The organism is Mycobacterium sp., from assembly GCF_035506235.1.
Classification (GTDB): Bacteria; Actinomycetota; Actinomycetes; order Mycobacteriales; family Mycobacteriaceae; genus Mycobacterium.
Genome location: NZ_DATJPU010000185.1, coordinates 1 through 11,513 on the forward strand (window position 1 = coordinate 1; position 11,513 = coordinate 11,513).

Sequence of the window (11,513 nt, forward strand, 5' to 3'; positions counted from 1 at the left end):
ACCATCGTGCGGCGCGCCACGTGAGCGCCGAACGGTGCTCGCAGACCAGCGCCCCCACGACCGGGTCGGTGTCCTTCTGGCCGGCGACCAGGATGACGGGCGTCCGCATCAGTCTGCTTGTTGGTAATCATTTTCATTAGAGCTACGCGTACGGTACCGTCTCCGATGACGCATTTCGGAACTAATTTTCAATTATGTGCATACGGGTCAAGGAGGCTGCGGTGTCTGCTCGTTGCCAAGTCACCGGCCAGGTAACGGGTTTCGGTAACGGGGTGTCGCACTCGCATCGCCGAACCCGTCGGCGCTGCGGCGGCGCAGCGGCAATTCATACTGATATCGCAATACCATTATCTTAGCTTCCTGGAGAACTCGCTAAAGTGTTGTGCCGACAGACCGGGAGGTTCAGGCAATGGCGGCGTACGGACTGTTGGCCAAGGCGGCATCGACGGTAATCACCGGCCTGGCCGGGGTGACCGCCTACGAGGTGTTGCGCAGGGCCGCGGCCAAGGCGCCGCTGCACGAGACTGCGGTGTCGGCGGCGGAGCTCGGGTTGCGTGCAACCCGCAAGGCCGAGGAGGCCGCCGAGTCGGCGCGGCTCAAGCTTGCCGACGTGGTGGCCGAGGCCCGCGAACGCCTCGGCGAGGAGGCGCCCACCCCGTCGGTCACCGAACTGCACGACCACGAGCACTGACCGCGTGGCCGTGTCCGTCGCAGCGGAAGAGCCTGCGCTGAAGGTGGTTTCGGATGCGGCCGGGCGCATGCGGGTTTCGGTCTCCTGGGTGCGCGCCAACTCCCGGCGTGCGGTGGCGGTCGAGGAGGCCGTCGCCAAGGAGCCCGGAGTGCGTGCCGTGCACGCCTACCCGCGCACCGGATCGGTCGTCGTGTGGTACTCGCCCCGGCGCGCCGACCGCTCCGCGGTGCTGTCGGCGATCGGCGCCGCCGCGCACCTGGCCGCCGAGCTGATCCCGGCCCGGGCGCCGCATTCGTCGGAGATCCGCAACAGCGATGTGCTGCGGATGGTCATCGGCGGCGCGGCGCTGGCCCTGCTCGGGGTGCGCCGCTACGTGTTCGCCCGGCCGCCGCTGCTTGGCCCGAGCGGCCGGGTGTTCGCCACCGGGGTCACCGTGTTCACCGGCTACCCGTTCCTGCGGGGCGCGCTGGGGTCGCTGCGCTCCGGGAAGGCCGGCACCGACGCGCTGGTCTCTGCCGCGACCGTGGCCAGCCTGGTGTTGCGGGAGAACGTGGTGGCGCTGACGGTGCTGTGGCTGCTCAACATTGGCGAGTACCTGCAGGACCTGACGCTGCGCCGGACCCGGCGCGCGATTTCCGAGCTGCTGCGCGGCAACCAGGACACCGCGTGGGTGCGGCTGGACGACGGCGAGGTCCAGGTGCCGATCGACAGCCTGCAGCTCGGCGACGAGGTGGTGGTGCACGACCACGTGGCGATTCCGGTGGACGGCGAGGTCATCGACGGCGAGGCGATCGTCGATCAGTCCGCGATCACCGGGGAGAACCTGCCGGTCAGCGTGATGGCCGGGGCGGGTGTGCACGCCGGGTCGGTCGTGGTGCGCGGGCGCCTGGTGGTGCGCGCCCGCGCGGTCGGCAACCAGACCGCCATCGGGCGCATCATCGCGCGGGTGGAAGAGGCGCAGCACGACCGGGCGCCGATCCAGACTGTCGGTGAAAACTTCTCCCGCCGTTTCGTTCCCACCTCGTTCGTCGTGTCGGCGCTCACGCTGGTGGTCACCGGCGACGTCCGGCGCGCGATGACCATGTTGCTGATCGCGTGCCCGTGCGCGGTGGGCCTGGCCACCCCGACCGCGATCAGCGCGGCGATCGGCAACGGCGCGCGCCGCGGCATCCTGATCAAGGGCGGGTCACACCTCGAACAGGCGGGTCAGGTCGACGCGATCGTGTTCGACAAGACCGGAACCCTGACCGTCGGGCGTCCGGTGGTCACCAACATCGTTGCGATGCATAAGGATTGGAAACCCGAGCAGGTGCTGGCCTATGCGGCCAGCTCGGAGATCCACTCCCGTCATCCGCTGGCCGAGGCGGTGATCCGCTCCACCGAGGAGCGCCACATCAGCATCCCGCCGCACGAGGAGTGCGAGGTGCTGGTGGGACTGGGCATGCGCACCTGGGCCGACGGCCGGACCCTGCTGCTGGGCAGCCCCTCGCTGTTGCGCGCCGAGAAGGTGAAGGTGCCGAAGAAGGCCTCGGAATGGGTGGACAAGCTGCGGCGCCGGGCCGAGACGCCGCTGCTGCTCGCCGTGGACGGCACGCTGGTCGGCCTGATCAGCCTGCGCGACGAGGTGCGGCCCGAGGCGGCCGACGTGCTGAACGAGTTGCGGGGCAATGGGATTCGCCGGATCGTCATGCTGACGGGTGACCATCCCGACATCGCCGAGGTGGTCGCCTCCGAGCTGGGCATCGACGAGTGGCGCGCGGAGGTGATGCCGGAGGACAAGCTCGCCACGGTGCGCGAGCTGCAGGACGCGGGCTTCGTCGTCGGCATGGTCGGCGACGGCATCAACGACGCCCCCGCGCTCGCCGCCGCCGACATCGGTATCGCGATGGGTCTGGCCGGGACCGACGTGGCCGTCGAGACCGCCGATGTGGCGCTGGCCAACGACGATCTGCATCGCCTGCTCGACGTCCGGGACCTGGGCGCGCGGGCAGTGGACGTCATCCGCGAGAACTACGGCATGTCCATCGCCGTCAACGCCGCCGGGCTGATCATCGGTGCGGGCGGCGCGCTTTCGCCCGTCGTGGCCGCGATATTGCACAACGCGTCGTCGGTGGCCGTGGTGGCCAACAGCTCACGGCTGATCCGGTACCGCCTGGAGTGATTGCGGCGCTTGGCCGTTGAGCAGGCGTTTGAGCACCTTCCCGCCGGCGTTGCGGGGCAGCGTGTCGACGAACAGCACATCGCGAGGAATCTTGAAGCGCGCCAACCGATTCCGCACATATTCTTTGACATCGTGCTCACTCAGGGACGCGCCCGGCCTCAGCACGATGTAGGCGCGCAGCCGCTGCCCGAACTCCTCGTCGCCGACGCCGACGACCGCGACGTCGAGGATTTCGGGATGGTGCGCGAGCGCCTCTTCGACCTCGCCGGGGTAGACGTTCTCCCCGCCGGAGACGATCATCTCGTCGTCGCGGCCGTCGATGAACAGCCTGCCGGCCGCATCGAAATGACCGATGTCGCCGGTGGACATCAGGCCCTGGATCGACTCCTTGGTGCCGCCGCCGGTGTACCCCTCGAAGGCCAGCACGTTGCCGACGAAAATCCGCCCCGGCGTCCCGGCGGGAGCCTCGCGCCCCTCGCCGGTGAACACCTTGACGACCGACCCGGGCACCACCGCACCGACGCACCCGGGCTCGACAGCCAGGTCGGCGGGCGTGGCGATGGTGGCGTAGGCGACCTCGGTGGAGCCGTACATGTTGTAGACGATGGGCCCCAGCGCCCGCAGGGCTCGGGTGGCAAGCGGGGCGCCGAGCTGCGATCCACCGACGAACACGATGCGCAACGAGGACAGATCGTGCTCGGCGAGGGTCGACCAGCCCAGGTCGAGAATGCGCCGCAGCATGACCGGCACGACGATCATGGCGCTGGCCCGGCGCGCGGCCACGCTCGCCACGGCCCGCTCGGCATCGAAGTGGCGGCGTAGCACCAGCGTCGAGCCCAGCACCATCGCGTACATCGCATGGCTGAAACCCATCGAATGAAACAGCGGCACGCAGCATTCGGTGACTTCCCGGCCCCGGAACGGCACCTTGCCGAGCAGGCCGCCGACCGGTATCAGCGAGTAGGGCTCGGAGCGCAGGGCGCCCTTGGGGACGCCGGTCGTCCCGCTGGTCGAGATGACGATCTTGGGCCGGCCACCGGAACCGGGCGGCGGGCTGGGATCGCCGCGCTGGATCAGCGCGTCCAGCGTGTCGGCATCCGGCGTGTCTGCCCAGGCGCGCAGGCGGCCCAGCCGCGGATGGACGCCGGCGACGACGGCGCCGTACTCCTCGTCGTACACCAGGAGGTCGGCGCCTTCGCGGGCCATCATCTCGGCGAGCTGCGTGTGGCCGAAGCCCGTGTTGAGCAGGAGCACACCGGCACCGCACTTGGCCGCCGCGTACACCGCTTCCAGGAAGCCCCGGTGATTGCCCGCCAGGATGGCCACGCTAGCGCCCGGGCCGAGCCCGCACCGGCGCCACTCGTTGGCCAGTGAGTTGGTCCGCTCGTCCAGCCCACCGAAGGTCAGCGGTCCGCGCTCGTCGATCAGCGCCAGCCCGTCGCGGTCCCGGGCGGCCGCGATCACCGTCGCCGCACCCAACAGGCCGTAGCGCTCGAGGGCCCGGAGCACCGCCACGATCCGGCCGGGTGGCATCAGTCGCAGACCCCCGGACCGCGCATACGTCAGCAGTGACGAGGTTTCCAGTCCGAGACGCCTGAGCAGTTTTGCGGCCATTGCCTTGACTCTGCAGGTCGACCGTGGCGCCGATAAGGGCGCAACGCCACCACCGGCGGGGTCTTTGGTCACAGTTATTGTGGCTAACCAGTAGACCGGAGAAGGGGAGACATGGCACGCACCGACAACGACACGTGGGACCTGGCGACCAGCGTGGGAGCCACCGCCACCATGGTGGCCGCGGGCAGGGCCCGGGCGACCCGGGACGCGCTGATCGACGACCCGTTCGCCGAGCCGCTGGTGCGCGCAGTCGGCGTCGACTTCTTCAGCCGCTGGGCCGCCGGCGACCTCGACTCCGCCGACGTCGACGTGCCCGGCGCCCCGTGGGGCATGCAACGCATGACCGACATCCAGGCGGCGCGCACGCGCTACATCGACGCGTTCTTCGCCCGGGCTCAGCAGGACGGCATCCGCCAGGTGGTCATCCTGGCCTCCGGCCTGGACGCCCGCGCGTACCGGCTGCCCTGGGCGGCGGGCACCACGGTGTTCGAAATCGACCAGCCCCGGGTCATCGAGTTCAAGGCCGCCACGATCGCCGATCTCGGCGCCAAGCCCACGGCCGACGTGCGGGCCGTGCCGATCGACCTGCGCCACGACTGGCCGTCGGCGCTGCGGCGCGCCGGCTTCGACACCGCCCGCCCCGCCGCGTGGGCCGCCGAGGGCCTGCTGGGCTTCCTGCCGGCCGACGCCCAGGATCGGCTGCTGGACAACGTCACCGAGCTCAGCGCCGACGGCAGCCAGCTGGTGGCCGAGGTCTTCCTGAACTCGGGGGCCAACCTGGAGGCGCTGAACGCCGCGACCCGGAAATGGCAAGAAAACGGCCTCGACGTCGAGCTGCAGAACCTGGGCTTCCCCGGCGACCGCAACGACGTCGCGGCCTACCTGGAAGGCCGCGGCTGGCGACCGGTTCGCACCTCACTGAATCAGCTGTTGGGCGACAACGGATTACCGCTGCAATCCACCGACGACCACGACCCCTTCAATCAGAACTACTACTGCACCGCGGTGCTGCACAGGGCAGGCTGAAGGAAGGCCCCACGATGGCAGACAGGCCAAACACCAAGCCCGCCAAGCCACTTGACGGGTACCGGGTGCTCGACTTCACCCAGAACGTGGCCGGGCCGCTGGCCGGGCAGGTGCTGGCCGACCTCGGCGCCGACGTCATCAAGGTCGAGGCGCCGGGCGGTGAGGCGGCCCGGCAGATCACCGCGGTCCTGCCCGGCCGCCCGCCGCTCGCAACGTATTTTCTGCCCAACAACCGGGGCAAGAAGTCGGTCACGGTGGACCTGACCACCGAGGACGGCAAGAAGCAGATACTGCGGCTCGCCGACACAGCGGACGTTGTGCTGGAAGGGTTTCGGCCCGGGGTCATGGAACGAATGGGCCTGGGCCCCGACGACCTTCGGTCGCGCAATCCCAGGCTGATCTACGCGCGCCTCTCGGCCTACGGCGGCAACGGCCCCAACGGCAGCAGGCCGGGCGTCGACCTGATGGTCGCCGCCGAGGCGGGCATGACCACCGGAATGCCCACGCCGGACGGCAAGCCGCAGATCATCCCGTTCCAGCTCGTCGACAACGCCAGCGGTCACGTGCTGGCCCAGGCCGTGCTGGCCGCGCTGCTCAACCGCGAACGGCACGGGGTGGCCGATACGGTCCGGGTCGCCATGTACGACGTCGCGGTCGGGCTGCAGGCCAACCAGCTCACGATGCACCTGAACAAGCCGAGCGAGGCGCCCGAGCCGAAACCGGACCCGGAACCAAAACCCAAGAAGCGCAAGGGGGTTGGCTTCGCCACCCAGCCATCGGACGCCTTCAGAGCCGCCGACGGCTACCTGGTGATCAGCGCGTACGTGCCCAAGCACTGGGCGAAGCTGTGCCAGATCATCGGCCGGCCTGAGCTCATCCAGGACGAGCGGTTCGTCGACCAGCGCGCCCGGGCGCTGAACTACCCCGAGCTCACCGAGGAGCTGGAGTCCGCGCTGGCCGCCAAGGCGGCCGCCGAATGGGTGGAGCTGCTGCAGGAGGGCGGCCTGATGGCCTGCCTGGCCTACACCTGGAAGCAGGTCGTCGACACCCCGCTGTTCGCCGAGAACCAGCTCGCGCTGCGGGTCGGCAGCGGTGACCCGGACACCGGGGCCATCACGGTGATCCGCACCCCGGCACGCTACTCGAGCTTCGACGCCGCGGCCACCGATCCCCCGCCCGCCCCGGGGCAGCACAACGAGGAGTTTCTCACCGCATCGGAGGGCACGTCGTAGGCCCGCCGCCTACAGGCCCGGAAGCCGCACCACCTGAATGAAGAACTCGTCGATCTGCCGCACCGCGTTGATGAACTGGTCGAGGTCGACCGGCTTGGTGACGTAGGCGTTGGCGTGCAGTTCGTAGCTGCGCAGGATGTCCTCCTCCGCCGAGGAGGTGGTCAGCACGACGACCGGGATGCGGGCCAGATCCGGATCGGACTTGACCTGCTCCAGCAGCTGCCGGCCGTCGTATTTCGGCAGGTTCAGGTCGAGCAGGATCAGGTCGGGCCGGGGCGCACCGTCGAAGGGGCCGCGCCGGTAGAGGAAGTCCAGGCCCTCCTCCCCGTCGTGCGCGACGTGCAAATTGTTCTTGAGCTTGTTGTGCTCGAACGCTTCCCGGGTGATGAGCTCATCGCCCGGGTCGTCCTCGACGAGCAGGATTTCGATTGCTCTACCGGCCGATGCCGCTGATGTCATTCGTGGGCTCCTTGCGAAGTGGCTGGGCTTGGCGCGCCCGCGCCCACGGGCGCGGGAACGGGCAGGGTGAACCGCAAGCGGGTCCCGTCGGTGTAGGACGTGTCGACCCAGATGGCGCCGCCGTGGTGCTCGACGATCTTCTTGCACAGCGCAAGGCCGACACCGGTGCCGGAGTACACCTCGCGGCCGTGCAGGCGCTGGAAGATGACGAAGACCTTCTCGGTGAACTCTTCGGCGATGCCAATTCCGTTGTCCGACACGCTGATTAGCCACTCGTCACCGTGCTCGCCGGTGCGCAGTTCGCAGTCGATGACGACGCGCGGCCGGCGGTCCTTGTGCCGGAACTTGATCGCGTTGCCGATCAGGTTCTGCCACAGCATCGTCAGCAGCGTGGGATCCCCGATGATCTGCGGGAGGGGCCGGGGCGGCCGCACGATCTCCGCGTCGGTTTCCTCGATCGCTGCGGCGAGGTTGGCCAGCCCGGCATCCAGCGCCGTGTCGAGTTCGACCTCGGTTTGCATGGTGCCCAGCCGGCCGACACGCGAGAAGGTGAGCAGGTCGTTGATTAGCACCTGCATGCGCTTGGCCCCGTCGACGGCGAATCCGATGTATTCGATCCCGCGGCCGTCGAGCTGGTCGCCGTATCGCTTTTCCAGCAACTGGCAGAACGAGGCGACCTTTCGCAGCGGTTCCTGCAGATCGTGCGACGCAACGTAGGCGAACTGCTCGAGTTCGGCGTTCGAACGCCGCAACTCGGCCGCCTGCTCGTCCAGAAGCGTTCGGGCCGAGCGTGATACCTCAAGCTCCTCGACGAGCCGTTCCCGCATGTTCTCCACGTCGATGGCCATATCGCGGATGTCCCGGGGCCGCCTCGGCGGGGAAATGGTTTCGCCGAAGTTGCCCTGGGTGATCCGCCGGCACGCGGCGGCCAGCGCCGCGATCGGGCGGGTGACCGTGTCGCGCATCAAGAGTCCGAGCGCGGCGGCCGTCCCGAAGAACAGCAACACCATTGCCCCCAGCACCCTGTCGCGCCAGGCGTCGGTGTGTTGGAGATCGTCGGCCGCGCGCGTCCATGCCGCAGCCAGGTTCGCGTTCTGCGTGTCGAAAAGCGTGCGCAGGTGGTCGAATTCGGCCTTACCGCGTTCGGCCGCCGGGCGGTTCGTGACATTGCGGCCATTCGGGGCCACGCTCTCGATCAATGGCTCGGCATAGGTCGCCCGCCAGTTGGCGGCGGCCTTCTCGATCGCGTCGAGATCCGCGATCAGGTCGGGGCGCCGGCTCAGCCGGTGCCGGATTTCGGCGCCGGCCGCCTGTTCCTCGTGTTGCCCGTCGTAGTACGGGGTGAGGAACTGGCGATCGTCGCTGATCAGATAACCGCGAATGCCGGTTTCCTGGTCCCGAAGCGCCGCCTGCAGCTGACAGGCGGCCACGCGCGCCGGCTGGATGCCGTCGATCACCCCACGCGACATCTGGTCGGTGCGGTGCAGCAACGCCCAACCGACCAGCGCGCCGGCGAGCACCATCACCCCCATGGTGGACAGCACCAGGAACTGCCATCCGCGCACGGTGAGCTGCGCCAGGCGCGGCGGCTGCGGGGCGGGGCTCACGCCGTCGTCCGCCCGACCCGCAGCACGGCGATGTCATCGGTGAGCCCGCCGCGCGGCTCGGCGAGCTGCTGGGCGCCGTCGATGAGCGCGTCGACGAACGGCGCTCCGGGCAGGTGCGCGTGCCTGCGCGCCAGCGCGAGCAGGCCATCCTCCCCCAGACGTTGGTTGCCCTGGCCCGAATATCCCTCGAAGAGCCCGTCGGTCAGCAGGAGCAGCCCCTGGCCCGTCGGCAGCTCCAGCTCGTGCCGCGGCCAGTCGTCGGCGTGCAGGCCCAGCGCCGGGCCGGCCGGCGGCTCGACCCATTCGACCCCGGCGCCGTCTTGCAGCAACATCCCGGGATGACCGGCGCGCACCGCGGTGACGCGCGGGCTGTCGGGGTGGATTTCCAGGCTGAGCACCGTCGCGAAGATGCCCGTTCCGGTTCGTTCGGAGTGCAACACGCGTTCGAGCTGCCGCATCAGCTCGACACCCTGCACGCCGGCGAAGGTGAGCGCGCGAAATGCGATGCGCAGCGCCGCGCCCAGGGCCGCCTCGTGCGGTCCATGGCCGGCGACGTCGCCGATCAGGACGTGCACCACCCGGTCGGGCGTCTGCACGACGTCGTAGAAGTCCCCGCACAACAACGCGTCCTCGCGGCTCGGCCGGTAGCGGGCGACGATCTCGACGCCGGGATCGTCCAGCAGCAGCGGCGAGGGCAGCAGGCCTCGTTCCAGCAGCGCGTTCTCGCGGGCCCGGAGCTGGCTGGCGTGCAGGTCGGCGGAGATGAGCTCGGCCCGTTTGCGCTCGATCGCGTAAAGCAGCGCGCGCCGCAGCATCTCGGGCTCGACACGCCCCTTCACCAGGTAGTCCTGGGCCCCGGCCGCCACGGCGGACGCCCCGAAGTATTCGTCGTTCAGTCCGGTCAGCACGACGATCGGAACGGTGGCGTCGCGCTTGGCGATGCGGTCCAGGGCGTCCATTCCGCTGGCGTCGGGCAGGTGCAGGTCCAGCAGCACGCAGTCGGGCCGCGCCGACGCGAGCTCGCGCTCCGCGTGCGCCATCGACTGCGCCCAGATCACCCGGATGTCGGCGACGGCGTCCGCGATCAGATCTTCCACGAGTACCGCGTCGGCGCGGTCGTCCTCGACCAACAACAACGACAGTGACCGCCAATGCGCCGCCGGGGTGACTGGAGCACGCACCGGCATCAATTCCCGATCGTCCGGGCATGCACTGGGGAAGCCACGTTCCTCAATGGACCTCCAGGCGGCAGTAAGACCCTTTGCTCTTTGTCGACCTTCCGGCTCGACGGCCGGGGCGCCGACATCGACTTTACGTATGGCCTTACCACCCCGAATGGTTTGCCGCGGCAGATCCTATTCGGTGCGGCTGTGGTTCCCAAACCGCCCGTCCTTTCCCGCCGGCCCGACCTGCGGGGATGTCGATCCGCCGGGCCAGGGTGTCACATTGGGGACCCGGCAAGGACTTAGGACCCTACGCCGGCAAGCGGTCCGGCGCGACGATGACATACGAACAAACCTCCTGAGCAAGAAGGAGCCTCTGATGGCAGAAAACAAGCTGACCGAGCAATTCCAAAAAATCTCCACCGCCGCCGAAGACGCCAACGAAAAGATACGCGCCGCAGGCCAGCAGGCTCGCGAGCAGGTCGAGGCGGACGCCTCCCGCGCGCAAGACAAGGCAAAGCAAGCCGCCGACCATCTCAAAGACCGGGCACAAACCGCCCACGACAAGACGTCCGAGCACTGGCAGGACCTTGCCGACAAGTGGAATGACCACATCGCCAAGATCCGCAAGGACCTCAAGAAGAAGAAGGACGAGCACGACGCCAAAGAGATGCGGGCCTATGCCGAGATGGCCGAAGGCTACGCCTACGATGCGATCGACTTCGCGCAGGCCGCGATCTATGAAGCCGAATACGCGGTGCTCGACGCGCTTTCGGCCCGCTCGGCCGCAACCATGATGGCCACCTGAGCGGACTTCCCCGTCAGCCGAGACCGAACACCGTTTCGATCAGGACGACGAACGACAGCAGGCCCACGACGCCGATGCAGACGGTGGCGACGGCCTTGAACACGGGACCGTTCCTGGCCGCGCCGAGCACGCTTGTCCGGTTGGCGAGGATCAGCACGTAAACGAGCAGCATCGGGGTGATGACGCCGTTGAGGACCTGGGCGTTGATGATCAGCGCAACGAGGTTGCCAGGCGCCAGCGCCATCGCGGCGCCAACGACGATTTGCAGGGTGAACAAGGCGTAGAACAGCCGCGCCTGGCGAAACCTGCTCGTCACCGAGCGGACCGTGCCCACGGCGTCGGCGACGGCATAAGAGGTCGACAGCGGAACCACGGACGCGGCGAGCAGCGAGGCCCCGAGCAGGCCGATGCCGAACAACGCCGGTGCGGCCGGCCCGGCCACGGGCCGGAGTGCTTCGGCAGCGTCCCCGGCGGTCGCCAGCGGCCCGCTGCCGCCGATCGCCGCCGCGGTGGCGATGATGATGAACACGCTGATGACATTGCTCCAGATGGAGCCCGTGACCGCGTCGAGGCGCTCGCCGGGGTAGTCGGCGGGCGTGAGGTGTTTATCAACGCACGCCGAGGCCGCATAGAACTGCATGTAGGGAGTGATGGTGGTGCCGATCAGCGCGACCGCGAGCATCAGGAAGGCGTGGCTGGCCAAAAAGTGCGGCCACGCCAGGTTGGCGCCCACTTCCTTCCAGTCGGGGTGG

Annotated in this window: 11 protein-coding genes and 1 pseudogene; 6 read left to right on the forward strand and 6 right to left on the reverse strand. The window is 68.9% G+C overall.

Annotated features, from left to right (window positions below; genetic code table 11):
• Nucleotides 1–109, reverse strand: a 109-nt coding sequence (locus tag VMD50_RS29890) for a hypothetical protein (protein WP_414686100.1), incomplete at its 3' end; no start/stop codon positions are given.
• 112 nt (nt 110–221) lie between these two features.
• On the opposite strand from VMD50_RS29890, the pseudogene VMD50_RS17510 reads away from it, so the two are divergent.
• From VMD50_RS17510 to ctpC, 3 genes and pseudogenes are all read left to right on the forward strand, one after another.
• A pseudogene (locus tag VMD50_RS17510) lies at nt 222–305 on the forward strand (large ribosomal subunit protein bL28); the annotation flags it as partial.
• Nucleotides 306–409: 104 nt separating this feature from the next.
• The gene (locus tag VMD50_RS17515; protein ID WP_325429038.1) at nt 410–691 is read left to right on the forward strand and encodes a DUF1490 family protein; all 282 of its coding nucleotides are present in this window, start codon (nt 410–412) and stop codon (nt 689–691) included.
• A gap of 67 nt (nt 692–758) precedes the next feature.
• Nucleotides 759–2,852, forward strand: a complete 2,094-nt coding sequence (gene ctpC, locus VMD50_RS17520; protein WP_325429051.1) for a manganese-exporting P-type ATPase CtpC — start codon at nt 759–761, stop codon at nt 2,850–2,852.
• On the opposite strand, the gene VMD50_RS17525 is transcribed toward ctpC, so the two are convergent.
• Entirely contained in the window at nt 2,823–4,466 is a 1,644-nt protein-coding gene (locus tag VMD50_RS17525) for an AMP-binding protein (RefSeq protein ID WP_325429040.1), read from the reverse strand. The two genes, ctpC and VMD50_RS17525, sit on opposite strands and share 30 nt — an antisense overlap.
• A gap of 111 nt (nt 4,467–4,577) precedes the next feature.
• On the opposite strand from VMD50_RS17525, the gene VMD50_RS17530 reads away from it, so the two are divergent.
• Together VMD50_RS17530 and VMD50_RS17535 are read left to right on the forward strand one after the other, a co-directional pair.
• Nucleotides 4,578–5,492, forward strand: a complete 915-nt coding sequence (locus VMD50_RS17530) for a class I SAM-dependent methyltransferase (RefSeq protein WP_325429042.1) — start codon at nt 4,578–4,580, stop codon at nt 5,490–5,492.
• A gap of 14 nt (nt 5,493–5,506) precedes the next feature.
• The gene (locus VMD50_RS17535; RefSeq protein WP_325429043.1) at nt 5,507–6,724 is read left to right on the forward strand and encodes a CoA transferase; all 1,218 of its coding nucleotides are present in this window, start codon (nt 5,507–5,509) and stop codon (nt 6,722–6,724) included.
• 9 nt (nt 6,725–6,733) lie between these two features.
• Here VMD50_RS17535 and VMD50_RS17540 read toward each other — a convergent pair whose 3' ends face one another.
• From VMD50_RS17540 to VMD50_RS17550, 3 genes are read right to left on the reverse strand one after another with little or no spacing between them, the layout of a single operon-like run.
• Nucleotides 6,734–7,183, reverse strand: coding sequence for a response regulator (locus tag VMD50_RS17540; protein WP_325429045.1), 450 nt, complete (start codon nt 7,181–7,183; stop codon nt 6,734–6,736).
• Nucleotides 7,180–8,790, reverse strand: a complete 1,611-nt coding sequence (locus VMD50_RS17545) for a sensor histidine kinase (protein WP_414686098.1) — start codon at nt 8,788–8,790, stop codon at nt 7,180–7,182. Before VMD50_RS17545 ends, VMD50_RS17540 begins: the two co-directional genes overlap by 4 nt.
• Nucleotides 8,787–9,977 carry a PP2C family protein-serine/threonine phosphatase gene (locus VMD50_RS17550; protein WP_414686099.1) on the reverse strand — a complete coding sequence of 397 codons (1,191 nt, stop codon included), beginning with the start codon at nt 9,975–9,977 and terminating at the stop codon, nt 8,787–8,789. Before VMD50_RS17550 ends, VMD50_RS17545 begins: the two co-directional genes overlap by 4 nt.
• Before the next feature lie 355 nt (nt 9,978–10,332).
• Between VMD50_RS17550 and VMD50_RS17555 the strand changes: the two genes are divergently transcribed.
• On the forward strand, nt 10,333–10,761 hold the full coding sequence (locus VMD50_RS17555; protein WP_325429047.1) for a hypothetical protein: 429 nt from the start codon (nt 10,333–10,335) through the stop codon (nt 10,759–10,761).
• A 13-nt stretch (nt 10,762–10,774) separates the two neighbouring features.
• On the opposite strand, the gene VMD50_RS17560 is transcribed toward VMD50_RS17555, so the two are convergent.
• A partial coding sequence (locus VMD50_RS17560; RefSeq protein WP_325429049.1) for an NRAMP family divalent metal transporter occupies nt 10,775–11,513 on the reverse strand: 739 nt, incomplete at its 5' end.

What these genes read in the sequence shown, in the direction of transcription:
- VMD50_RS17515 (WP_325429038.1), top strand. Translation starts at nt 410, where the DNA reads ATGGCGGCGTACGGACTGTTGGCCAAGGCGGCATCGACGGTAATCACC.
- ctpC (WP_325429051.1), top strand. Translation starts at nt 759, where the DNA reads ATGCGGGTTTCGGTCTCCTGGGTGCGCGCCAACTCCCGGCGTGCGGTG.
- VMD50_RS17525 (WP_325429040.1), bottom strand. Translation starts at nt 4,466, where the DNA reads ATGGCCGCAAAACTGCTCAGGCGTCTCGGACTGGAAACCTCGTCACTG.
- VMD50_RS17530 (WP_325429042.1), top strand. Translation starts at nt 4,578, where the DNA reads ATGGCACGCACCGACAACGACACGTGGGACCTGGCGACCAGCGTGGGA.
- VMD50_RS17535 (WP_325429043.1), top strand. Translation starts at nt 5,507, where the DNA reads ATGGCAGACAGGCCAAACACCAAGCCCGCCAAGCCACTTGACGGGTAC.
- VMD50_RS17540 (WP_325429045.1), bottom strand. Translation starts at nt 7,183, where the DNA reads ATGACATCAGCGGCATCGGCCGGTAGAGCAATCGAAATCCTGCTCGTC.
- VMD50_RS17550 (WP_414686099.1), bottom strand. Translation starts at nt 9,977, where the DNA reads ATGCCGGTGCGTGCTCCAGTCACCCCGGCGGCGCATTGGCGGTCACTG.
- VMD50_RS17555 (WP_325429047.1), top strand. Translation starts at nt 10,333, where the DNA reads ATGGCAGAAAACAAGCTGACCGAGCAATTCCAAAAAATCTCCACCGCC.